Genomic DNA, 22,807 nt, shown 5'->3' on the forward strand with positions numbered 1-22,807 from the left:
CTCTACTCGTTTCCCGTCCTCGCGCACGGCACGATCGCTCGGCTCGGTTCGACCGTGACGGTCGAGAGCAGTCGGTCGACCTCGTCGGTGTTGTCCCGGTCGGCCGCGGCGCGCAGGATCCGGTGCGCGGTCGCCTCGTCGGTTGCCGGTGGCAGGACCAGCAGGGTGAGGCGGGAGCCGTTCAGCCCGATCACGTCCAGAGTGCTCGGGTGCTGCGCGTGGAATCCGCCGAGGCGGACCCCCTGGCCGTTGACGACCAGCCGACCCGGGGCGAGGTCCCAGGCGCCGAGGTTGTAGCTCACCCGCTCGACGCGCCCCAGCCGAACCGCCAACGCCGCGAGCAGCGCCGGCAGTTCGGTGGACAGGTCTCGTGACCGCGCCCACCACGCTCCGTCGACATACCCCGTGGTGAGCGCCTTCGGCTTCAACGTCAACCGTCGTGTCCCCCGGGACGGCTCGGCGACCATGGTGGCCAGGGGGGTGGAAGTGCGGAGGTGTGGGCCCGACATCGTGCCGGTGCTCCCGTCCCCGGCCGCGAACGCGGCCGGCCTGGGTGACGCGTCGGGGACGACGCGGGCTTGGCCGCCCACGTGCGAAATGTCCTCGACAACCGCACCCTACACCTGTGCGGAAACGATCGGCCGGTTCCGATTCCAGGTCGTGCTAGCCTTCGCCTGGCTGCACTGTTCACCATCGCGATGGTCGTTGCTTCTCAGCCGACCTCCTGGTTTCGAACGTCCTTCCAAGGACCCCGCCGCCGGCCCGTCGCGGCCCGCGAGTGGTCCGCTTCTCCGAATCGGGTTTCGAATTCACACGAATTGTGGGGTAACGCTGAGTTGATCTCGTTCATCTGGTCACCTGGGAACGCCCTGCCCGCCGGCACCGGTGGGTCCGAGAACTACACCACCGGCCAGGTCCGAGAGCTGAACCGGCGGGGCGTCCCGGCGCAGGTGGTCACCGTCGGCCTGGGCGACGACGACGGCCGGCACGAGTTCACCGACGTCGCGTTCCGGTCCCTGTCGACGCTGTCCGAGGTCGGCGACCTCGACGGCACCGTCGTGTTCGTCAACGAGCCGCACACCGTGGCCACCAGGAACCCGGCCTACCTGATCCTGCACAACCCGCCGCCCATCAGGGCACGGCAGAAGGAGTTCGCCGTGCGCGGGACCATGGACCGCGCCCTGATCGCCACCAGCCGGTACGCGGCCGCGCTGTGGTCGGAGTACCTCGACGTCGACGTCGCGACGATCAACGTCGTGTACCCCTTCGCGGAGCCGTGCTTCGCCGCGGTACCCCGGCCGAGCAGGCCGCCGGGGAAGACACGTGTCCTGTTCGCCGGCCGGCTGAGCCCGGAGAAGGGCATCTACACCCTGTTGGAGACCCTGCACATCGACATCATCGAGCAGGACGTGGATCTCACGTTCACCGCGACGACCGCGGGCGCGGACAAGCGGCAGGGCAAGATCATCGAGCGGTTGCTCGGCGAGCATCCCGGCATCTCGGTCGTCCCCACCCGCAGGACACCGGCCGGGATGGCGGCGTTGATGACCGAGCACGACATCGTGGTGATGCCGTCCAACAGCCAGTACTGGCACGAGACCTTCGGCATCGTGTCGATCGAGGCGCAGCACTCGGGCTGTCGGGTGGTCGCGGCCGACGACGGCGGGCTCCCCGAGACCGACTGCGGCGGGGTCGTGTTCGTCGAACCCGACAACGCCGAGGCGCTCGCCTGGGGCATTCGCGCGGCCATCGACAGCGGCTCGTTCGTTCCGGGTGCACGGCGGCGCGCCGGAACGAGGTTCACCGTCGAGCAGTCCGTGGACGCGCTGCTGACCGTGTTCGCCCAGCCTCGGTCCATCCCGCCCGCGACCATCATCCGACAGCTGGAGGAACTCGTGCGGACGCCGTCGGTCCAGGCTCCGCACGACGTCGTGGACGACGGCCCGATCGAGGCGGGTCGCACCCAGCCGGCCATTCCGCGGCCACGCTGACCACACGAAACCGGCAGGCCCTGTCCGTTGGACGGGACCTGCCGGTGACAGGTGTAGCTGTTCCCGGGCCGCGCCCGGGAACACTCAGATGGTGGTGACGCCGGTCGCCTGCGGGCCCTTCTGACCCTGGCCGACATCGAACTGCACGCGCTGGTTCTCCTCGAGCGACTTGAAGCCGCCGCCCTGGATCTCCGAGTAGTGCACGAACACGTCGGCGGTACCGTCGTCGGGGGCGATGAAGCCGAACCCCTTCTCGGAGTTGAACCACTTCACAACGCCCTGAGCCATGTTTTCTCCTCAACAGGTGGATACGGACACCGCTGGTGCGGTGAGCCGGGTTATCTGCGACGGGACCCCGTTTGACCAACCTGGAGAAACGCGAACACCCGCTACAACGTTTCGCGAGCGCGCAGTGACACGAACACAAAACCAATGACCATGTTTCAGCATACACGGCATCGGCGATCGCGCCAGCCGGCCCCGCCTTCAGCGCCGGAGCGGGTGTTCCTCGGCCAGCACCTCGGGGGCGGCCAGCCGCCACGCCTCGTAGAGCAGTTCGGTGAGTTCGTCGGCGTCGATTCCGGCGAGGTGCACGACGACCCAGCCGAAGCCGCCCGCGGTGAACTGGACCTCGAAGACGTCCGGGCGTTCGAACACCAGCGCGGCCTGCTCGGACAGCGTCTGCTTCAGGCCGACCGTGCTCGTCCTCGGCCAGTGGTAGCCGAACCGCTTCCCCCGCACGCTGAAGGACGTGTAGTCCCTCGCCTCGGCCCGCTCGACCTCGGCGAGCCGGTCCACCATCCGCAAGAACTGCCCACTCCGTACGCCCACGCCGGCATTCTCGCGCATCCCACCGACAGTTCAGCCGAGCGCACGCACCACCGCGGCGCCCATCCGCTCGGTGGTGGCGGTGCCGCCGAGGTCGGGGGTGCGCTGGTCCGGGCGGGCGAGCACGCTGTCCACGGCCGCGCCGATCGCGTCGGCCGCCGCGGTCAGGCGCGGGTCGGCGTGCTGGTTGCCGAGCCACGCCACCAGCATCCGCACGGACATGATCATCGCGTAGGGGTTCGCGCGGCCGGTGCCGGCGATGTCCGGCGCGGAGCCGTGGGTGGCCTGCGCCATCGCGACCTCGTCGCCCGCGGACAGGCCGGGGGCCATCCCGAGGCCGCCGACCAGGCCGGCGGTCAGGTCGGACAGGATGTCGCCGAACATGTTCGTGCACAGCACCACGTCGAAGTCCGCCGGGTGGGTCACCAGGTGCAGCGCCGCGGTGTCGACCTGGTGGTCGTCGAGCCGGACGTCCGGGTAGTCGGCGGCCACCCGCTCCACCTCGCGCATGAACAGGCCGTCGGTGAGCCGGAACACCGTGCGCTTGTGGATCGCGGTGACGTGCCCGCGCCGCTGGCGGGCCAGCTCGAACCCGGCGCGGGCGATTCGGCCGGACTGCCGGGCGGTGATCACCCGGATGCTGTAGGCGTGGTCCTCGTCGGGCTGGAACTCCCCCGACCCGGCGAGCATGTTCCGGTCCGGCTGGAAGCCCTCGTTGTTCTCGCGCAGGACCACCAGGTCCACGTCGCGGTGCAGGCTCGGCAGGTCCGGGTAGGACCGCGCCGGCCGGTGATTGGCGTACAGGTCGAGCGTCCGGCGGATCACCGGGTGCGGGTTCACCGCCCCCGGCGGGTAGGCCGCGTGTCCGATCGGGCCGAGGATCACGCCGTGCATCGACGCGAGCGCATCACGGGTCCGGTCGGGGAAGGTCGTGCCGTGCTCGCCGAGCGCGGCGGCGCCGATCGGCAGCGGGTGCAGTACGACGTCGGTGACGCCGGCGCGGTCGAGCGCGGCGGTGAGCACCTCGACGGCGACCGGCACGATCTCCAGCCCGATGTCGTCGCCTTCCAGCACGGCGATGTCGTAGCTCACCGGACCACCGCCCCGGTCGTCAGGTCCGTCGGTGCCCCAGTTGGAGGGACAGCTCGTCGGCCGCGAGCATCGCGCGCGGTGCCAGCGCCTCCAGTTCGGCGACCCCGGCCCGCAGCGCCGGTGCGCTCACGCTCAGCGCGGCCACCACCGCACCCGTGTGGTCGCGCACCGGGACCGCCAGGCCGACCACGCCCGGGACGCGTTCCTCCAGCGACAGCGCGTGCCCGGACGCCCGGATCGTGGCCAGCTCGTCCCGCAGCTCCGCCGGGTCGATCCTGGCCAGGGTGATCGCCGAGCGCAGGTCGCCGCGCAGCACCTGTTCCTGCAGTTCCTCGTCGGCGAAGGCCAGCAGCACCTTGCCCGGCGCGCCCTGGTGCGGCGGCCGGGGCGACCCGATGTCGGTGTAGGTCCGCCGCAGCGCGTGCACGCTCTCCACCTGCGCGATCGTCCGCCGCGCCGGGGTGGCGTCCAGGATGTGCAGGGCCACCGTCTCGCCGGTGTGGTCGCGCAGCGCGGTCATCGCCGGCCCGGCGAGCAGTTCCAGCGACAGCCGTGCCCGCGCGGTCTCGGCCAGGCCGAGCAGGCGAGGGCCGAGGCAGTAGTCGGTACTGCGCGGCAGCTGGGTGACCAGCCCGTGGTTGGCCAGGCTCACCAGGATCCGGTGCACGGTGCTGCGCGACAGCGACGTCTGCTCCGCGATCTCCGACACCCCCGCCACCGGCCGGGCCCGCGAGAACACCGACATGATCGCGACCGCACGGTCGATCGCCTGCACCGACTGCCGCGCCGGCACGTCCTCCGCCATCTGCACCCCTCCGTCCAGGCAGCGACTGTACCGAGTGCTCACTCACAGCAGTTCCCCCAAGGTCCGGGCGGAGGGCACCTCGGGCAGGCGGGTGACCAGGTCGAGCACCTCGGCCGAGCGGTCGTGGCCGAGTACCGGGACGAGCAGGTCCAGTGACTTGTCCACCAGCTCCTGATGGCTCATCGGGTCGGCGACGGTGCCGCGTACGGCGTCGACGTGCCGGCGCAGGGTGGTGCCGTCGGCCATGGTCAGGGTCACCGTCGCGGTGCGGACGCCGCTGACCTCCTGGTCGGGGACGAGGGTGGTGCGGTCCATCAGGGCGACCACGTCCGGCGCGTGCATCCGGTCGGTGTCGTGGGCCATGGCGAAGGTGAAGCGGCGGTCCAGCAGCGAGCCGGCCACCAGGTACTGCACGTTGATGTCGGGCATCAGGCGCCGGTCGACGACCTGGGCGAGGTCGCCGGGGAGCACGATCTCGATCGCGGCGATGTCGGCCGGCGCGGGGTCGTCGGACGCGACGAGGTCGAGCACGGCCTGCACGGCGGCCTGCGCGGGCGAGCCGACGGCGAACTTCTTGATGTTGGTGTGCTGGACCTCGTAGCGCTCGCCGAGCCCGTCGGCCAACAGCACCGGGTTCGCCAGCGGGGACACCGCGTCGAGGAAGTTCGGGTGTCCGGTGAACGCGTCGTCCACGCCGTCGCAGCCGGAGGCGACCAGCGCGGCGGCGCGCACGCCGTTGGTGGCCGGCATGCCGCCGAACACGTACGCCTTCTCCACGTGGTTGCCGTCCCGCAGCCAGGTGGTGACGCCGCTGGCGCTCTGCGCGGCGTAGGACAGCGCGTGTCTGGCCCCGGTCTCGTCCAGGCCGTACAGCACCGCCGCGGCGGCGGCCGCGCCGAACTGGGCGGCGTAGGCGTGGGTGGAGTAGCTGCTCCGCTCGGTCAGCACCGGCGGACGGCCGAGGGCGAGCACCACCCTCGGCCCGACGTCGTAGCCGGCGACCACCGCGCGGACCAGGTCGGCGCCGGTGCTGTCCAGCTCCTCGGCGACCGCGAGCGCGGCGGGCACGACGCCGCAGCCGGGGTGGGACAGCGACGCCGGGTGCGAGTCGTCGGTCTCGTCGGCGTGCGCGGCCATTCCGTTGGCGAGCGCGGCGTCCACCGCCCTGGTCCTGGTGCCCGTTCCGACGACGGTGGCCGGGCCGCTGGGGTGCTGGGTGGCGGCGTAGGCGGCGCCGCGCACCCCGGCGGGCAGTCGCGACCCGGAGACCATGGCGGCGACGGTGTCCAGGATGTGCGCGCACGTCTTGGTCACCACCGCCGCCGGCAGGTCCGCCTTCGGCGCGGCCGCCAGGTACTCGGCGACCCGGCGGGTGTGCTCGCTGACCGTCACGCGTTTCCTCCCACGGGCTCGTTCTCCTTGTCCGGTACGGGTTCGGCGGACCGGCGGCGGCGGTACTGCCAGAACAGGTAGCCCGCGGCGGCCACCAGCAGCGCCCACAGCACGACCGCGGTGGTGGAGCCGAAGAAGTAGCCGACCGAGTTGTTGCCCAGCTCCAGCGAGCGCAGCAGGTTCTCCTCGGCGAGCGGGCCGAGCACCAGGCCGAGCACCAGCGGGATGACCGGATAGCCGTTGAGCCGCAGCACCAGGCCGAGCAGGCCGAACATGATCGCCACGCCGACGTCGAACAGCGAATAGCGGACGGCGAACGCGCCGGCGAAGCAGGCCAGCAGGACGATCGGCACCAGGTACTTGGCCGGCACCTTGGTCACCATCGCGAGCGGGCTGGCGAGCAGCACGCCGAGCGGCATGATCAGGATGCTGGCGACGATCAGCGCGAGGATCGCGGCGTACGCCTCGGCGCCGTGGCTGATCAGCACCTGCGGGCCGGGCTGGATCCCCTGCAGGTACAGGGAGGCGAGCACCACGGCCATGGTCGCCGAGCCGGGGATGCCCAGCGTCAGCGTCGGCACCAGGGTCGCCCCGACCGCGCTGGAGTCGCACGCCTCGGCGGCGATCACGCCCTCCGGGGTGCCCTTGCCGAACCGTTCCGGGGTCTTGGACCGGCGCTTGGCCAGCGAGTAGCTGACGAAGCTCGCGATGGTCGTGCCGATGCCGGGGATCAGCCCCAGCACCACGCCGAGCGCGTTCGACTGGCCGACGACCTTCTTGTGCCGCAACGTCTCCCGTGCGCCCCGGATGGCCGAGCGCAGCTCCTTGCCGAGCGACAGCGTCGGCACGTCGAGTTCCGGGCGGCCGTTGCGGCGGTGCCGGGCGACCAGGATCAGCATCTCGCTGACCGCGAACAGCCCGACCAGCGCGGGGATGAACGAGATGCCCTCGTACAGCTCCAGCACGCCGAAGGTGAACCGCTCCTGACCGGTGGTCGGTCCGCCGCCCACGGTGGCGAGCAGCAGCCCGAGCAGGCCGACCATGAGTCCTTTTCGGACGCTCTCGCCCATCAGCGAGGACGCGACCACGAAGCCGAGCAGGATCACCACGAACAGCTCGCGGGCGCCGAAGGTCAGCGCGAACTCGCCGAGCGGTCCGAGCAGCAGCAGCACGACCACGCCGCCGACCACCCCGCCGATCGCCGCCGCCATCCGGGCGATGCCGATGGCCAGGGCGGGTTCGCCGCGTTTGGTGAACTGGTAGCCGTCCAGCGCGGTGACCGCGGCGCCGGCCTCGCCTGGCACGTTCACCAGGATCGCCGGCACCGCGCCGCCGAACTGCGCGCCGGCGTAGATGCTGACGATCAGGATCAGCGAGGACTCGGTCGGCAGGCCGATGGCGAACGGCAGCAGCAGGGCGGCGGTGTTCGACGTGGACAGTCCGGGTAGGACACCGACGAGGAAGCCGAGACAGAGCCCGATGACCAGCCACATCAGTGGCATGGGTTGCAGTAACAGGCCGAAGCCGTCGGAGATGGTGTCGAGGTTCATCAGGTTATCCCCAGGAATCCGGGTGGGAACGGCACCACGAGCAGGCGCACGAAGACCAGGTAGGCGCAGCCGACGATGAGGGCGGTGGCGGCCGCGATCACCAGCGGCCGGCGCACGCCGAAGCAGACCAGGCCGCCGACCACCATCACGACCATGGCCGGGAAGAAGCCGGCCGGCTCCAGCAGCACGAGCGCGGCGAACAGCACCACGACGAACGCCAGCACCCGCAGCACGGCCGCGCGGGTGAGCGGGCCGTCGGTCTCGTCCGAGGAACGCGCGGTGGTGAGCAGGTCGCGGACCAGGTTGACCGCGCCGACGGCGAGCACGGCGATCGCGAGCACCACCGGGTAGGTGGCCTCGGGGCCGCTGATCCGGTCGGCGCGCAGCAGGAACACCGCGGCCAGCGCGAACGCGATCAGCGCGGGAACCGAGGCGAACGTGCGTTCGGCGACACCGGGACGGGTGACGGCGTCAGGGGCTGGTGGTGAAGGCATCGGGGTCATCCTCGAGAATCGAGCGGATCTCCTCGTCGCTGTCCCGGGCGACCGCGCCGAGCGCGTCCGGGTCCAGGTAGTCGAGTTTGGACTCCTCGCCGAGCTCGGCGAGGTCGGCGGCGAGCCCGGGGTCGGCCAGGGCCTCGCGCATCGCGCCGACCAGCGCCTCGTACCGCTTGGGGTAGTCGTCGCGGCAGGCGGTCGGCACCCAGGTGCTGTAGCGCGAGGAGTTCTCCGGCACCGCCTCCCCGTCCGGGCCGGCGAGCACGGGCGCGTCGCCGGTGACATCGCCCCACCGGTTCTCCGGCATCTGCACCCCGAGCACCTTCGTGGCGTCCTCGAGGCCGAGGCTGTTGAACACCCCGGCGTGGGTCGCGTCGACCTCGCCGGACAGCAGGGCGTTGCGGGACGGGCCGCCGCCGTCGTAGGCGATGATGTTGAACCGCACGTCGAAGGCGTCCTCGATGGCCCGCATGCCGACGTAGTTGTTGCTGGTGCGCAGGCTGACGCTGACCCGGATCTGGCCGGGCCGCTTCCGCGCGTCGGCGATCAGGTCCTGGAACGTGTCCCACGGCGCGTCGTCGGCCACCCGCAGCACGCCCGGCTCGATGCTGACGCCGGCGACCGGGGCGAGGTCCTCGAGCGAGTAGTCGACGTTCTGGGTGAGGTAGGAGAACGTCAGGTGCGGGATGCCGTGGAACAGCATGGTCATGCAGTTCTGCTCGGCGTTCAGGCCCGCGCTGGTGCCGATGGCGGTGGCCGCGCCGTCCAGGTTCTGCACGGCGATCGTCGCGTCCAGCCGCTCCTCCAGGTAGGGCTGGAGCTGGCGCAGGGTGGTGTCGAAACCGCCGCCGGCCGCGGTGGGCACGACGAAGCGGATGCGCTGCCCGGCGAAGTCGCCGATCCCGTTGTCCTCGGCGGGTGGGCGACCGCCCAGCCCGGAGGTCAGGGCCAGGGTCGTGGCGAGCGCGACCAGGCTCGCCACGCAGACCTTGGTGCCACGAGTGATCGTCATCCGGCCTCCTCGCACGGTGACGGCCGGCGAGCTATTCCGAATCGTGGAATGCTTGCCCGCGTTTGACCGGGCTCACACTAGGAAGACCACTCTTCCCTGTCAACAACTCGTCACCTAGCCTTGGCTTCGTGGTCACCAATCCCGCAATACGGAACATGTCGGGCGAGCTGGCCGCCGCGCTCCTCGCGGCGACCCTGCCGCCGCCCGCCCACGCCGAGACTCTGCGCACCGTGTTCAACGTGGTGCACACCGCGGTCGGCGCGGCTGGACACCCGATCATCGACGGCGTGGTGCGCACGCACCGGAGCGAGTCCGGGACCGTGCCCGTGCTCGGCCGCGGCGAACGGCTGGACCAGCACGCGGCCGCGCTGGCCGTCGGCACCGCCGCGCACCTCGACGACTACGACGACACCCACCTGGCGACGGTCATCCACCCGGGCGCCGCGTGCCTGGGCGCCGGACTCGCGGTCGGCTGGACCGGGGACGTGACCGGCGCGGACCTGGTGCGCGCGGTCGGGCTCGGGGTGGAGGCGCAGCTGCGGCTCGGGCTCGCGCTCACCGAGGCGCACTACGACGCGGGCTGGCACATCACCGGCACCTGCGGCGTGGTCGGCGCCGCGGTCACCGCCGGGCTGCTGGCCGGGCTGGACGAGAGCGGCCTGACCACCGCGATCGGGCTCGCGGTCAGCCAGACCGTCGGGCACCGCGAGGGCTTCGGCAGCGCGGTCAAGCCGGTCAACGCGGGCAAGGCGGCGGCGAACGGCGTGCTGTCGGTGCTGCTGGCCAGGGCCGGGTTCACCGCGCCGGCCACGAGCCTGGACGGCCCGCGCGGGTTCTTCGCGGTGCTCACCCCGGCCGCCGCGCCGGAGATCGTACTCGGCGACTTCGGCACCCGCTGGCACCTGCTGGACAACACGTACAAGCCCTATCCGTGCGGGATCGTGAGCCACCCGGCGATCGACGCCGCGGTCGAACTGCACCCCGAGCTGGCCGGCCGGCGGGTGACCGCCGCCGAGCTGCGCTGTCACCCGCTGGTGCCCGAGCTGACCGGCAACCCGGACCCGGTGAACGGCCTGCAGGCCCGGTTCAGCACCGTGCACGGCGTGGCCACCGGTCTGCTCGACGGCCAGGTCGGCCTGCCGCAGTACAGCGACGAGCGGGCGACCGCGCCGGAGGTCGCCGCGCTGCGGCACGCGATCACCGTCGTCCCGGACGCCGGCTGCCGGCGGGACGAGGCGACGCTGACCGTGACCCTCGACGACGGCAGCACCCACCGCGGCCACGTCGACCACGCCCGGGGCAGCCTCGCCCGGCCGCTGACCCCCGAGGAGCTGGCCGACAAGGGCCACCGCCTCGCCGAGCCGGTGCTGGGCGACCGCGCCGCCGGCCTGGCCGCCGCCGTGCACGCGTTGCCGGACGCGCCCACCCTGAAGTCCCTGATCGACGCCGCCACCCCGGAGCCGACCCCGTGACCAGCACCCTGAGCACCGACCTCTGCACCTTCGCGCACGACCTCCGGTTCGCCGACCTGCCGGCGAGCGCCCGCGAGGCCACCGCGACCACCACCGGCAACGCGCTGTGCCTGATGGCCGGCGCCGCCCGGCACCCGGCCGTCGAGACCGCGGTCACCGCGCTCGGGGCGCTGTCCGGGCCGGACGCCGTGCCGCTGCTCGGCCGGGGCTACCGGCTGGCCGGCACCTGGGCCGCGCTCGCGCACGGGATCGCCGGCCACGTCGAGGACTTCGACGACACGCACCCGCCGACGATCGTCCACCCGGGAGCGCCGGTGGTCGCCGCCGCACTGTCCTCGGCGGTGCGGACCGGGGCGTCCGGGGCGGACCTGCTGGCCGCGGTGGCCGCCGGGGTGGAGGTCGCGCTGCGGGTCGGGCTCGCGCTGGTGCCCGACGCGCTGGACCGCGGCTGGCACCTGACCGGCATCGCCGCTCCGGTGGGCGCCGCGGTCGCGGCCGGGCGCCTGCTCGGCCTGGATCCGGACCGGCAACGGGCGGCGATCGGGCTGGCCGCGACGCAGTCCGCGGGGCTGATCGAGGCGCTGGGCACGATGGCCAAGCCGCTGCAGCCCGGGAAGGCCGCGGCCGCCGGGTTCGAGGCGGCGGTGCTCGCCGAGCACGGGCTGGACGGGCCAGCGGCGCCGGTCGAGGGCCGCCGGGGGCTGCTCGCGCTGCACGCCGGCCGGGTCGACGGCGCCGCGGCCGCGCTCGACGGCCTCGGCGAGCGCTGGGAGCTGGAGCGCAACGAGATCAAGCCGTACGCGTGCGGGGTGGTCAGCCACGCGCTCATCGACGTCGCCGCCGAGGCGGGCCGCCGGTTCCCCGAGCCGCCGAGTGCGGTGCGGCTGACGGTCAACCCGTTCGTACTGGTCGCGATGGGGCGCACGGCCCCGGCGAACAGCCTGGCGGCGAAGTTCAGCGCGACGCACTGCTTCGCGGTCGGCTACCGGTACGGGCACGCCGACCCCGCCCAGTTCGCCGACGACGTGGTGACCGCTCCCGAGGTGGTGGCCCTGCGCGACCGGTGCGAGCTGGTGGCCGACGAGTCGGTGCCCCGGTACGGGGTGCGCGCGGAGGTCACCGCCGCGGACGGCGAGGTGTGGCGGGCCGAACGGGACCGCCCGGCCGTGCTGGACGCGGCCGGGGTACGCCGCAAGGCGCTGGCCCTGACCGAGCCGGTGCTGGGTGAGCGGGCCGCGGCCTTCGTCGACCTGGCGTTCGATCCGGCCGCCGGGTCGGTGGCCGGGCTGCTCGCCGCGGGCGTACCTGGCGCGTGAGCGACGCGGGCACCAGGGCGCGGTGGCTGCTCCCCGGCGAGCTGGTGGCCGCCGGGGCGGTCGGCGGCGTGCTGTTCGCGCTCACCGGGCAGGCGATCATCTGGGTGCTGGGCGGGGTGCTCGGCGCGGTGGTCGCCTGCCGGGTCACCCGTGCCGTGGGGGCGTCGGCGGCGCCGAGCGCGCGGATCCGCAAGCTCGGCCAGTTGCTGATCGGGGCCGCGATCGGGCCGGGGATCGCGGTGCAGGAGCTGTCGGTGTCGCCGGGGCAGCTCGCGCTGCTGGCCGGCGGGGTGCTGGCGATCCTGCTGGCCTCGATCGGGATCGCCCGGCTCTACGCGGGGCTCGGGCGGGTCGACGGGCTGACCGCTGGGATGGCGACACTGCCGGGTGGGATCGGCATCATGCCCTCGGTGGCGGCCGAGTACGGCAAGCCGGTCGGGCTGGTCGCCGTCGTGCAGTCGTTCCGGATGACGCTGGTGCTGGTGCTCGCGTTGCTGGTGTTCGCGCTGAGCGGCGAGCGGGCGGGCGGCGGGCACGCGGAGCCGAACCCGCTGCTGCCCGGCTCGGGGCCGGCATGGCTGTACGTGGCGGCGCTGCTCGGTGGGTCGGTGGTGGCGGCGTGGGCGGCGGGCAAGGTACGGATTCCGGTGCCGACGCTGCTGGGGCCGCTGCTGTACGGGTGCGTGCTGAGTATCGGCCTGCGTGCGCTCGGGGTGGCGCCGGACCTGCTGGCGGTGCCGTTCCTGCAGGAGGTCGTCGGGCAGGCGCTGCTCGGGATCACCGTCGGCGAGTACCTGGCGCAGCGCTACCGCGACGGGCTGGCCGCGCTGGCCGGCGGGCTCGCGGGGGTGGTGGCGACCTGCGGGGTGGCGTCGCTGATCGCGCTCGGGATCACCGCGGTGGGTCCGTGGTCGTTCCTGTCCGCGTTCCTGATGGTCGCGCCGGGCGGGGCGCCCGAGATGGTGGTGATCGCCTCGGCCACCGGAAGTGACCTGGCGTTCGTGCTGGCCGCGCAGACCGGCCGGCAGGTGATCGTGAACATCCTGATGCCGGTGTGGATCCGGCTGTTCACCCGGTTCGACCGACCTGGGAGGTCCTGATGACCCGTCCGACCGCGCTGGTGACCGGCGCGAGCCGCAACATCGGCCGCGCCACCGCGCTCGCCCTCGCCGGCGCCGGGCACGACCTCGCGCTGCTGGCCAGGACCGACCGCGCCGCCGAGTCGGTGGCCGCCGAGGTCGAGGCGGCGGGCGCGCGGGCGCACGTGGTGCTCGCCGACGTCCGGGACGGCGACGCCGTGCGGGCGGCCGTGGCCGAGGTGACCGAGGCGCTCGGTCCGGTGGCGGTGCTGGTGAACAACGCCGCCGTCCGCCGGGAGCAGCCGTTCAGCGACATCACCGACGAGGACTGGCGGGAGATCCTTGGTGTGGTGCTCGACGGCGCGTTCCACTGCTCGGCGGCGGTGCTGCCCGGGATGGTCGAGCGCGGCGGCGGGCGGATCGTGAACATCGCCGGGGTGACCGGGCAGACCGGCGCCGCGTCGCGCGCGCACGTCGTGACGGCGAAGGCCGGGATCATCGGTCTGACCAAGGCCCTCGCGGTCGAGTACGCCGCCGAGGGCGTCACGGTGAACGCGGTCTCCCCCGGCCTGATCGACACCGTCCGGGACGGCATCCCCCACCACCACAAGGGACGGCCGATTCCGGTCGGCCGGCCGGGCAGCCCGGACGAGGTGGCGGCGGCGGTCCGCTACCTGGCCTCGCCCGAGGCGGCGTTCGTCACCGGGCAGACCGTCAACGTCAACGGCGGCCTCTACCTGGGGTGAGGTTCACCCGCGCGGCGCAGCAGGCTCCTGGCGCGCAGCAGCACCGGGCGGTCGACCATCCGGCCGTCCACCGCGGCCGCCCCGCCGGCCGACCCGGCGGCGAGGACGCGGCGTGCCCAGTCCAGTTCCGCGTCGGACGGCCGGAGCGCGGCGTGCACCGGGTCGACCTGTCGAGGGTGGACGCACAGCTTGCCGGTGAACCCCAACTCGACCGCGTGCTCGGTGTCCCGGCGCAGGGCGTCCGGATCGTCGAGGGCGGTGGTCACGCCGTCCAGCGGGGGCGCGCAGCCGGCCGCCGCCGCGGCCAGGACGAGCGCGGACCGGGCGTGCAGCAGCGCGGTGTGCGAGTCCGGGTCGACGCCCAGCTCGACGGCGAGGTCGATGCTGCCGAACGCGGGCCGCGCGACGCCGGGCACCGAGCACACCTCGCGGGCGGCCGCGACGCCGACGGCGGTCTCCACCAGCGGGATCACCGGGACGTCCAGCCGTTCGACGTCCTCCGGGCGTTCCGCCTTGGGCAGGACGAACGCGGTGGCGAGCCCGGTGAGGGCGGCGACGTCGGCGGCGTGCCAGGGGGTGTCGGCGGCGTTGACCCGGACCAGCGCGGTGCCGCCGGCGGCGAGCCAGCGGCGGGCGTGGTCGCGCGCGGTGTCCTTGCCGGCCGGGGCGACCGCGTCCTCCAGGTCGATGATCACCCCGTCGGCGCCCGACGCGGCGGCCTTGGCGAACCGGTCCGGCCGGTCGCCGGGCACGAACAGCAACGTACGGGCGGGGATCATGCCGTCACCACCGTGAACCGCCAGTCCAGCACCGGTCGGGGGTCGGCGGTGCCGGCGCGGGCCTCGACCGTGGTCCGGAGGTGGAGCAGGCCGCCGGTGGCGAGCGGGTCGCGGGCGGTCACCTCGACCGTGCTGGTCAGCGAGTCGCCCTCGTGCACGGGGCCGGTGTGGTCGCAGCCGTCCCAGCTCGTGACGGTGACGATGTTCGGGATCGCGCGGCACACCTGGGCCAGCGCGACGCCGATGGTGTGCCCGCCGTACACCAGCCGGCGGCCGCCCGCGGACACCTCGTCGTGGTGGGCCATCGCGATGTTGGCGGTCAGCCGGGCCAGCTCCGGGGCGCTGGACACCACGTCCGCGCCGGCCACCCGCCAGGTCCGGCCCACCGGCAGGTCGGCGAAGTGCTCCCCCGGCGCCCGGTCGCGGAACGCGGCGAGGTCCCAGCCGTCGAGCGGGGGCGCGGGCGGGGTGGTCACGCCGAGGCCGGTGAGGTCGTCGCGGTGGCCGGTCTTCCGGTCCGGGTCGCGCAGCGGCAGCATCGCGCAGCGCCAGAAGTCCAGCACCGGCCGGTCGTGCTGGTCGACGGTGGTGATGCGCAGCGCGGCCAGACCGGTCGGCGCGCGGCCCGGCCGCCGGGTGTTCTCCCGCAGCCCGACCACCTCGGTGACCGTGCGCAGGGTGTCGCCGAGCACCGGGAAGCGGCGGAACGCGAGACCCCGGTAGAACAGGTTGGCCCGCACGTGCTGGGTGACCACTGTGGACTGCCCGATGGCGGTGTCCCAGACCAGTGCGGGATGCGCGAGCGGGCCGGCACCGGTGACCTCGGCGGCCAGCGCGTGGTCGAGCGGGAGCCGCAGCCGGTCGCCGAGCACCGCCTGGTGCGCGGCGGCGTGCCCGTCGGTGAGCGTCACCCCGGGCGCGCCGGTGAACCGGTCGCCGACGGACAGCTCGTCGAAGCAGGGGCCTTCTGATTTATCCGGCCATATCATGCAGGTCACCTTAGGCCGGGCTTGACAGCTCGGACAACGCGACGTGAGATTGGCCGTACATTTACTCGACGGATCCGGAGCGCCGATGACATCCACCGCGACATCCACCGCGGAAAGGCTGGCCGCCTGGGCGCACGACCTGCGGCCGACCGACGAGGACCGGGCGCTCGCGCGGCGCGCGCTGCTGGACACGGTCGCGGTGACCGCCGCCGCGCGCGGGAGCCGGATGGCGGCGCTCACCACCGGCCTCTCCCCCTCGGCCCGCTGGGCGGCCGTCGGCCACGTCCTCGACTTCGACGACCTGCACCTCCCGTCGACCGCGCACATCAGCGTGGTCTGCGTGCCGGCCGCGCTGGCCACCGGCGGCGGCGCGGACGCCTACCTCGCCGGCGCCGGGGTGCTGGCCAGACTCGGCACCGCGCTCGGCTGGTCCCACTACGCCCGCGGCTGGCACGTCACCTGCACCGCGGGGGCTCCGGCGGCCGCGGTGACCGCCGCGGTGGCGCTCGGGCTGTCGGCCGAGCGGACCGCGCACGCGATCGCGCTGGCCGTCCCGCAGGCCGGCGGCGTGCAGGCGGCGTTCGGCTCGGACGGCAAGGCGCTCCAGGTCGGGCTCGCCGCCGAGGCCGGGGTGCGCGCGGCCCGGCTCGCCGCGGCCGGCGCCACCGCCGACCCGGCCGCGCTCGACCAGTGGCTGGCGCTGGTCGGCGACGCGCCGGAGGTCGACCTGAGCGGCCCCGCGGTGCCGGGCGGGCTCGCGATCAAGCTGTTCCCCTGCTGCTACGCGCTGCAGCGCCCGATCGCCGCGCTCCGCGAGCAGCTGCCGAAGACCTCGGCCGAGGAGGTCGGGCGGATCGTCGTGCGCACCACCGCGTCCAGCGTGCAGCCGCTGCACCACCACCGCCCGGACACCGGGCTGCGAGGCAAGTTCAGCCTGGAGTACGCGCTGGCCGCCGCACTGCTCGACGACCACCCCGGCTTCGCGAGCTTCACCGACGAAGCGGTACGCCGCCCGGCGGCCCGGCGGCTGGTGGAGCTGGTAGAGGTGGTGCTCGAACCCGGTGGCGAGGGCCTGCTCAACGGCGAGGCCGACATCGAGCTGACCATGGCCGACGGCTCCCGGCCCCGCGCGCGGCTGGCCCTACCGCCAGGCGCGCCCCAGCGCCCGCCGACCGACACCGAACTCGCCGAGAAGCTCGCCGCCTGCGACGCCGCCGACCTGGTCGGCCTCGACTGGTCCGGCGCCGCCGCCTTCCTCGGCGACCTCCTGCCGGGAGAAGCCGCATGAGCGAGCTTGCGAGCGAATCAATGTCACAGGGCGACCGCGAGCGGCAGCACCGAGCCTGCGAGGGGCTGTCATGAGCGAGCTTGCGCGCGAATCAATGTCACAGGGCGACCGCGAGCGGCAGCACCGAGCCTGCGAGGGGCTGTCATGAGCGAGCTTGCGCGCGAATCAATGTCACAGGGCGACCGCGAGCGGCAGCACCGAGCCTGCGAGGGGCTGTCATGAGCGAGCTTGCGCGCGAATCAATGTCACAGGGCGACCGCGAGCGGCAGCACCGAGCCTGCGAGGGGCTGTCATGAGCGAGCTTGCGAGCGAATCAATGTCACAGGGCGACCGCGAGCGGCAGCACCGAGCCTGCGAGGGGCTGTCATGAGCGCGCCACTGGACGGCGTCACCGTCGTCAGCCTCGAGCAGGCGGTCGCCGCGCCGTACGCGACCCGGCAGCTCGCCGACCTCGGCGCCAGGGTGATCAAGGTGGAGCGGCCGGACGGCGGGGACTTCGCCCGCCGCTACGACGAGTCCGCGCTCGGCCAGTCCAGCTACTTCGTCTGGCTCAACCGGTCCAAGGAGTCGCTCACCCTCGACGTCAAGCACGAGGCGGGCGCGCGGGTACTGCACGAGCTGATCGCCGAGGCCGACGTGTTCGTGCACAACCTCGGGCCCGGCGCGGCCGAACGGCTCGGGGTGCACGCCGAGCCGCTGCGCGCCAGGAACCCGAGGCTGGTGCACTGCACGATCTCCGGCTACGGCACCAGCGGCCCGTGGTCCGACCGCAAGGCCTACGACCTCCTGGTGCAGTGCGAGACCGGGTTGGTGTCGCTCACCGGAACCCCAGAGGACACGGCGAAGGTCGGCATCTCGGTGGCCGACATCGCCGCCGGCATGTACGCCTACTCCGGCGTCCTCACCGGACTGCTGCGCCGGGCCAACACCGGCGAGGGCACCGCCGTCGAGGTGTCGCTGTTCGAGGCGCTCGCCGAGTGGATGGGCCAGCCCGCCTTCTACACCCGCTACGGCGGCACTCCACCCTCGCGGGTCGGCGCCCAGCACGCCACGATCGCGCCGTACGGCCCCTACACCAGCCGCGACGGCGACACCGTGGTGCTGGCCGTGCAGAACGAGCGTGAGTGGGTCGCGCTGTGCCGGATCCTGCTCGACGACGCGGGCCTGGCCGACGATCCTCGGTTCGCCACCGGATCGGCCAGGGTCGCCAACCGGGACGCGCTCAACGCGCTGATCGGCGCCCGGTTCGCCGAGCTGGACACCCCGAGCGCGCTGGCGCTGCTCGACCGGGCCGGAGTGGCGAACGGCCGGGTCAACACGGTGCCGGACTTCCTGGACCACCCGGTGCTCGCCGAACGCGGCCGGTGGCGCCGGGTCGGCAGCCCGAACGGCGAGCTGACCGCGCTCGCGCCACCGGTCGACCTGACCGGGGTCGAGCCGGTGCTGAACCCGGTGCCCGCCCTGGGCGAGCACACCGACGCCATCCTGCGCGACCTCGGCCGCACCGACACCGAGATCGCCGACCTCCGCGCCGCCGGCGCCGTCTGAGGGGAACCCATGCTCAGCCACGAGGAACAGGCCATCGTCGACACCGTGCGGGACTTCGTCGACCGCGAGGTCCGCCCGGTCGCGCGGGAGCTGGAGCACGCCGACACCTACCCGGAGAAGCTGATCGAGCAGATGAAGCGGCTCGGCGTCTTCGGGCTGGCGATCCCCGAGCCCTACGGCGAGGTCGCCGTCTCCACCGCCTGCTACGTGGCGGTCACCGAGCAGCTGGCACGGGGCTGGATGAGCCTGGCCGGCGCGATGGGCGGGCACACCGTGGTCGCCAAGCTGATCCACCGGTTCGGCACCGAGGAGCAGAAGCGGCACTACCTGCCGAGGATGGCCACCGGCGAGGTGCGCGCGACGATGGCGCTGACCGAACCGGGCGGCGGGTCGGACCTGCAGGCGCTCACCACCACCGCCCGCCGCGACGGCGACGAGTACGTGGTCAACGGCACCAAGACCTGGATCACGAACTCCCGCCGCTCCCAGGTGATCGCGCTGCTGTGCAAGACCGACCCGGCCGCGACGCCCCGGCACGCCGGCATCAGCATCCTGCTCGTCGAGCACGGCCCCGGCCTGACCGTCTCCCGCGACCTGCCGAAGCTGGGCTACAAGGGCGTGGAGAGCTGCGAGCTGTCCTTCGCCGACCACCGGGCGCCCGCCACCGCGCTGCTCGGCGAGCAGGAGGGCCGGGGGTTCGCGCAGATGATGACCGGGTTGGAGACCGGGCGGATCCAGGTGGCATCCCGGGCGCTCGGCGTCGCCCGCGCGGCCCTGGACGACTCGCTGCGCTACGCCCAGGAGCGGGAGTCGTTCGGCAAGCCGATCTGGCGCCACCAGTCGGTCGGCAACCTGCTGGCCGACATGGCGACCAAGTACACCGCGGCCCGCCAGCTCGTGCTGCTCGCCGCGGCCAGGCACGACGCGGGCGAGCGTGCCGACCTGGAGGCGGGCATGGCCAAGCTGTTCGCGTCCGAGGCGGCGATGGAGATCGCGCTGAACGCGGTCCGCGTGCACGGCGGCTACGGGTACTCCACCGAGTTCGACGTGGAGCGCTACTTCCGGGACGCGCCGCTGATGATCGTCGGCGAGGGCACCAACGAGATCCAGCGCAACGTGATCGCCTCCCAGCTCGTCGCCCGCGGCCTGCCCTAAGGTGCGGCCCATGGCGAACCGGCCCGAGGCGGCCTACCAGCGGCTGGGCCGCACCCTGCGCGACGCGATCCTGCGCGGCGGGTACGCCGGCGGGGTGCGGCTGCCGACCGAGGCGGAGCTGGCCGCCGAACACGGGGTCAGCCGGCAGACCGTGCGGCGCGCGTTCCACGACCTGGTCGCCGAGGGCCTGGTGCAGCGGGTGCCCGGCCGGGGCACGTTCGCCGCGCCGAGGCACGGCCAGTACCTGCGGCAGTTCGGCTCGGTGGAGGACCTGCTGGCGCTGTCCCTGGACACCCAGCTGCGGCTGGTGGACCCGCTGCGCCGGCAGGTCGACGTGGAGGCGGCCAGCAGGCTGCGGCTGGACGCCGACGCGGTGCACCGGGTGCGGTTCCGGCGCCTGCACCACGACGTTCCGTTCTGCCTGACGACGGTGTACCTGCCGCCGGACGTCGGCGACCGGCTGGCCGCCCTGCCCCAGCTCACCGAGGCGGGAGCGGTCAGCGACGTCACGGTGATCGGCCTGATCGACGAGCACACCGCGAAGCCGATCGCCGAGGCCGAGCAGAGCATCACCGCCGTCGCCGCGACCACCGCCGTCGCCGAGCACCTCGGCTGCGCGCCGGGCGACCCGCTGCTGCGGGTGGACCGCACCTACCTGACCACCGACGGCACCCCGGTCGAGCTGGCGATCAGCCACTTCCTGCCCGAGCACTACTCCTACCGGGTCCGGCTGCGGCGCGGGCCCCGGTGACTCAGAGCAGCGGCACGTCCAGGCGGGCGCGCAGCTCGGCGAGCGTGGTGCCGAACGTCTCGGTCACCCGCACGCCGTCCCCGGTCAGGTGGAACACGGCCCGGTCGGTGTAGACCCGGCTCACGCAGCGCAGCCCGGTGACCGGGTACGCGCACTCCGGGACCAGCTTCGGGGTGCCGTTCCTGTCGAACAGGGACATCATCACGAACACGTCCTTGGCGCCGACGGCGAGGTCCATGGCGCCGCCGACCGCGGGGATCGCGTCCGGGGCACCGGTGTGCCAGTTGGCCAGGGTGCCGTCCGCGGCGACCTGGAACGCGCCGAGCACGCACACGTCGAGGTGCCCGCCGCGCATCATCGCGAACGACAGGGCGTGGTCGAAGTAGGCGGCGCCGGGCAATTCGGTGACCGGGATCTTGCCGGCGTTCACCAGGTCCGGGTCGACGTCGTCGCCGTGCGCCATCGGGCCCATGCCGAGCATGCCGTTCTCGGTGTGCAGCACGACGTCGGAGTCCGGTCCGAAGTGGTCGGCGACCGCGGTCGGCTGGCCGATCCCGAGGTTCACGAACGACTTCCGCGGGATGTCCCCCGCTACCAGCCTCGCCAGCTCGTCGCGGTCCAGCGGCCCTCGGTCGGCGTGCTCGACGGTCATGGGGTCACCACCACCCGGTCGACGAAGATGCCCGGGGTGACGACGGCCTCCGGGTCGATGCCGCCGACCGGCACGACCCGGGTCACCTCGGCGACGGTCAGCCGCGCGGCGGTCGCCATGATCGGGCCGAAGTTGCGGCCGGTCTTGCGGTAGACGAGGTTGCCGGCGTGGTCGGCGGTGTGCGCGCGGATCAGCGCGACGTCGGCGTGGATCGGGTACTCCAGTACGTGCTCACGGCCGCCGATGACGCGGGTCTCCTTGCCCTCGGCGAGCATCGTGCCCGCGCCGGTCGGGGTGTAGAACGCGCCGATACCGGCGCCCGCCGCGCGGATCCGCTCGGCGAGGTTGCCCTGCGGGGCGACCTCCAGCTCGATCCGGCCCGCCCGGTACAGCTCCTCGAACACGAACGAGTCCACCTGCCGGGGGAACGAGCAGATGATCCGGCGGACCCGGCCGGTGGCGAGCAGCGCGGCGAGCCCGGTGGTGCCGTTGCCCGCGTTGTTGTTCACCACCGTCAGGTCGCCCGCCCCGCCACGCCGCAGGGCGTCGATGAGCGCGTACGGCTGCCCGGCCGCGCCGAACCCGCCGATCAGCACGGTCGAGCCGTCGGCGATCCCGCGGACGGCCGCGTCGGTGTCGGGTGCGATCTCCACCATGGCCGCTCAGGCCACGTCGACGTTCTCGAGGACGACGGCGAGCCCCTGGCCGACGCCGATGCAGATGGCGGCCACGCCCCAGCGCTGCCGCCGCTCCCGCAGCACCGCGGCGAGGGTGCCGAGGATCCGGCCGCCGGACGCGCCGAGCGGGTGACCGATCGCGATCGCGCCGCCCCGGGTGTTGACGATCTCCTGCTCGATCGGCCAGGCGTCCACGCAGGCGATGGACTGCACCGCGAACGCCTCGTTCAGCTCGACGGCGCCGATGTCCGACCAGCCGATCCCGGCGGCGGCGAGCGCCCGCTCGGCGGCCTGGACCGGCGCGTAGCCGAAGCTCTGCGGCTCGATCCCGGCCACCCCGCGCCCGGCGATCCTGGCGACCGGGTCCACGCCGATCGCGGTCGCGGCCGACTCGGACCCGATCAGCACGGCCGACGCGCCGTCGGACAGCGGGGAGGCGTTCCCGGCGGTGATCGTGCCGTCCGTGCGGAACGCCGGCTTCAGCCCGGCGAGCGTCTCGGTCGTGCAGTCCGGCCGGACGCCCTCGTCCCGGTCCAGGTCGGTGCCGGGGACGGCCAGCACCAGGTCGTCGTAGAAGCCGTCCGCCCAGGCCTTGGCCGCGAGTTGGTGGGAGCGCTCGGCGAACGCGTCCTGCCGCTCACGGCTGACGTCGAACCGGTCGGCGAGCTGTTCGCAGGCCTCGCCGTTGGACACCGTCCACTCCGGCTTCATCCTCGGGTTCACCAGCCGCCAGCCGAGCGCGGTGGACACCAGGGTGGCGTCGCCGGCCGGGAACGCCTTCGTCGGCTTGGGCAGCACCCACGGCGACCGGCTCATGCCCTCGACGCCGCCGGCGACGGTGATGTCCGCGTCGCCGGTCTCCACCGCGCGGGAGGCGATCATCGCGGCGTCCAGGCTCGACCCGCACAGCCGGTTGACGGTCGTGGCCGGCACCTCGACCGGGAGCCCGGCCAGCAGCACCGCCATCCGGCCGACGTCGCGGTTGTCCTCGCCGGCGCCGTTGGCGTTGCCGTACACGACGTCGGAGATCCGGGCCGGGTCGAGGTCCGGCGTCCTGGCGAGGAGTCCGGACAGGACGGTGGCGGCGAGGTCGTCGGTGCGGACCCCGGACAGGGCGCCGCCGTAGCGGCCGAACGGGGTACGCACGGCGGCGTAGACGAACGCGGAGGACGGTGACATGGGCTCCCT

The 22,807-nt window shown here is 73.5% G+C and carries 23 protein-coding genes; 9 read left to right on the top strand and 14 right to left on the bottom strand.

Annotation, left to right across the window (positions count from 1 at the left end):
- Positions 1 to 2: 2 nt before the first annotated feature.
- Positions 3 to 434, bottom strand: coding sequence for a DUF5994 family protein (locus tag JT362_RS02750; RefSeq protein WP_260189388.1), 432 nt, complete (start codon positions 432 to 434; stop codon positions 3 to 5).
- Between the two features lie 402 nt (positions 435 to 836).
- Between JT362_RS02750 and JT362_RS02755 the strand changes: the two genes are divergently transcribed.
- Complete coding sequence (locus JT362_RS02755; protein ID WP_260189389.1) at positions 837 to 1,991, top strand: glycosyltransferase family 4 protein; 1,155 nt, start codon at positions 837 to 839, stop codon at positions 1,989 to 1,991.
- 84 nt (positions 1,992 to 2,075) lie between these two features.
- On the opposite strand, the gene JT362_RS02760 is transcribed toward JT362_RS02755, so the two are convergent.
- The 8 genes from JT362_RS02760 to JT362_RS02795 form a co-directional block, all read right to left on the bottom strand.
- Positions 2,076 to 2,279, bottom strand: a complete 204-nt coding sequence (locus tag JT362_RS02760; protein WP_260189390.1) for a cold-shock protein — start codon at positions 2,277 to 2,279, stop codon at positions 2,076 to 2,078.
- Between the two features lie 198 nt (positions 2,280 to 2,477).
- A complete protein-coding gene (locus JT362_RS02765) occupies positions 2,478 to 2,840 on the bottom strand; it encodes an MmcQ/YjbR family DNA-binding protein (protein WP_375546432.1) in 363 nt (120 codons plus the stop codon).
- Positions 2,841 to 2,852: 12 nt separating this feature from the next.
- Positions 2,853 to 3,911 (bottom strand): isocitrate/isopropylmalate dehydrogenase family protein, encoded by a 1,059-nt coding sequence (locus tag JT362_RS02770; RefSeq protein WP_260189392.1) that lies wholly within the window; start codon positions 3,909 to 3,911, stop codon positions 2,853 to 2,855.
- 19 nt (positions 3,912 to 3,930) lie between these two features.
- On the bottom strand, positions 3,931 to 4,716 hold the full coding sequence (locus JT362_RS02775; RefSeq protein ID WP_260189393.1) for an IclR family transcriptional regulator: 786 nt from the start codon (positions 4,714 to 4,716) through the stop codon (positions 3,931 to 3,933).
- Positions 4,717 to 4,758: 42 nt separating this feature from the next.
- Positions 4,759 to 6,108: an MmgE/PrpD family protein gene (locus JT362_RS02780; protein WP_260189394.1), complete on the bottom strand. Its 1,350-nt coding sequence runs from the start codon at positions 6,106 to 6,108 to the stop codon at positions 4,759 to 4,761.
- The gene (locus JT362_RS02785) at positions 6,105 to 7,658 is read right to left on the bottom strand and encodes a tripartite tricarboxylate transporter permease (RefSeq protein WP_260189395.1); all 1,554 of its coding nucleotides are present in this window, start codon (positions 7,656 to 7,658) and stop codon (positions 6,105 to 6,107) included. Before JT362_RS02785 ends, JT362_RS02780 begins: the two co-directional genes overlap by 4 nt.
- Complete coding sequence (locus JT362_RS02790) at positions 7,658 to 8,152, bottom strand: tripartite tricarboxylate transporter TctB family protein (RefSeq protein ID WP_260189396.1); 495 nt, start codon at positions 8,150 to 8,152, stop codon at positions 7,658 to 7,660. Before JT362_RS02790 ends, JT362_RS02785 begins: the two co-directional genes overlap by 1 nt.
- Positions 8,130 to 9,167 (bottom strand): Bug family tripartite tricarboxylate transporter substrate binding protein, encoded by a 1,038-nt coding sequence (locus JT362_RS02795; RefSeq protein WP_260189397.1) that lies wholly within the window; start codon positions 9,165 to 9,167, stop codon positions 8,130 to 8,132. The genes JT362_RS02790 and JT362_RS02795 overlap by 23 nt, the downstream gene beginning before the upstream one ends.
- Before the next feature lie 128 nt (positions 9,168 to 9,295).
- Here JT362_RS02795 and JT362_RS02800 point away from each other — a divergent pair, with 128 nt between their 5' ends.
- The 4 genes from JT362_RS02800 to fabG are packed head-to-tail and all read left to right on the top strand — an operon-like array spanning position 9,296 to position 13,780.
- A complete protein-coding gene (locus tag JT362_RS02800; protein WP_260189398.1) occupies positions 9,296 to 10,639 on the top strand; it encodes an MmgE/PrpD family protein in 1,344 nt (447 codons plus the stop codon).
- A complete protein-coding gene (locus JT362_RS02805) occupies positions 10,636 to 11,955 on the top strand; it encodes an MmgE/PrpD family protein (protein WP_260189399.1) in 1,320 nt (439 codons plus the stop codon). Before JT362_RS02800 ends, JT362_RS02805 begins: the two co-directional genes overlap by 4 nt.
- Entirely contained in the window at positions 11,952 to 13,055 is a 1,104-nt protein-coding gene (locus JT362_RS02810) for an AbrB family protein (protein WP_260189400.1), read from the top strand. The genes JT362_RS02805 and JT362_RS02810 overlap by 4 nt, the downstream gene beginning before the upstream one ends.
- Positions 13,055 to 13,780, top strand: coding sequence for a 3-oxoacyl-ACP reductase FabG (gene fabG, locus JT362_RS02815; RefSeq protein WP_260189401.1), 726 nt, complete (start codon positions 13,055 to 13,057; stop codon positions 13,778 to 13,780). The genes JT362_RS02810 and fabG overlap by 1 nt, the downstream gene beginning before the upstream one ends.
- Here the strand turns inward: fabG and JT362_RS02820 are convergent.
- Positions 13,768 to 14,559 (bottom strand): HpcH/HpaI aldolase/citrate lyase family protein, encoded by a 792-nt coding sequence (locus tag JT362_RS02820; RefSeq protein ID WP_260189402.1) that lies wholly within the window; start codon positions 14,557 to 14,559, stop codon positions 13,768 to 13,770. The genes fabG and JT362_RS02820 overlap by 13 nt on opposite strands.
- Positions 14,556 to 15,548 carry a MaoC family dehydratase gene (locus JT362_RS02825; protein ID WP_260189403.1) on the bottom strand — a complete coding sequence of 331 codons (993 nt, stop codon included), beginning with the start codon at positions 15,546 to 15,548 and terminating at the stop codon, positions 14,556 to 14,558. Before JT362_RS02825 ends, JT362_RS02820 begins: the two co-directional genes overlap by 4 nt.
- 85 nt (positions 15,549 to 15,633) lie before the next feature.
- On the opposite strand from JT362_RS02825, the gene JT362_RS02830 reads away from it, so the two are divergent.
- From JT362_RS02830 to JT362_RS02845, 4 genes are all read left to right on the top strand, one after another.
- Positions 15,634 to 16,836, top strand: coding sequence for an MmgE/PrpD family protein (locus JT362_RS02830; RefSeq protein ID WP_260189404.1), 1,203 nt, complete (start codon positions 15,634 to 15,636; stop codon positions 16,834 to 16,836).
- A gap of 366 nt (positions 16,837 to 17,202) precedes the next feature.
- Positions 17,203 to 18,384: a CaiB/BaiF CoA transferase family protein gene (locus JT362_RS02835; RefSeq protein WP_260189405.1), complete on the top strand. Its 1,182-nt coding sequence runs from the start codon at positions 17,203 to 17,205 to the stop codon at positions 18,382 to 18,384.
- A 9-nt stretch (positions 18,385 to 18,393) separates the two neighbouring features.
- Positions 18,394 to 19,539, top strand: a complete 1,146-nt coding sequence (locus JT362_RS02840; protein ID WP_260189406.1) for an acyl-CoA dehydrogenase family protein — start codon at positions 18,394 to 18,396, stop codon at positions 19,537 to 19,539.
- A 10-nt stretch (positions 19,540 to 19,549) separates the two neighbouring features.
- The gene (locus tag JT362_RS02845; RefSeq protein WP_260189407.1) at positions 19,550 to 20,290 is read left to right on the top strand and encodes a GntR family transcriptional regulator; all 741 of its coding nucleotides are present in this window, start codon (positions 19,550 to 19,552) and stop codon (positions 20,288 to 20,290) included.
- Between the two features lies 1 nt (position 20,291).
- Here JT362_RS02845 and JT362_RS02850 read toward each other — a convergent pair whose 3' ends face one another.
- The 3 genes from JT362_RS02850 to JT362_RS02860 are packed head-to-tail and all read right to left on the bottom strand — an operon-like array spanning position 20,292 to position 22,798.
- Positions 20,292 to 20,942 carry a 3-oxoacid CoA-transferase subunit B gene (locus JT362_RS02850; protein ID WP_260189408.1) on the bottom strand — a complete coding sequence of 217 codons (651 nt, stop codon included), beginning with the start codon at positions 20,940 to 20,942 and terminating at the stop codon, positions 20,292 to 20,294.
- Entirely contained in the window at positions 20,939 to 21,598 is a 660-nt protein-coding gene (locus JT362_RS02855; protein ID WP_260189409.1) for a 3-oxoacid CoA-transferase subunit A, read from the bottom strand. Before JT362_RS02855 ends, JT362_RS02850 begins: the two co-directional genes overlap by 4 nt.
- Before the next feature lie 6 nt (positions 21,599 to 21,604).
- Positions 21,605 to 22,798, bottom strand: coding sequence for a thiolase family protein (locus tag JT362_RS02860; protein WP_260189410.1), 1,194 nt, complete (start codon positions 22,796 to 22,798; stop codon positions 21,605 to 21,607).
- Positions 22,799 to 22,807 lie beyond the last annotated feature (9 nt).

This window comes from Actinophytocola gossypii (genome assembly GCF_025165815.1).
GTDB lineage: Bacteria > Actinomycetota > Actinomycetes > Mycobacteriales > Pseudonocardiaceae > Actinophytocola > Actinophytocola gossypii.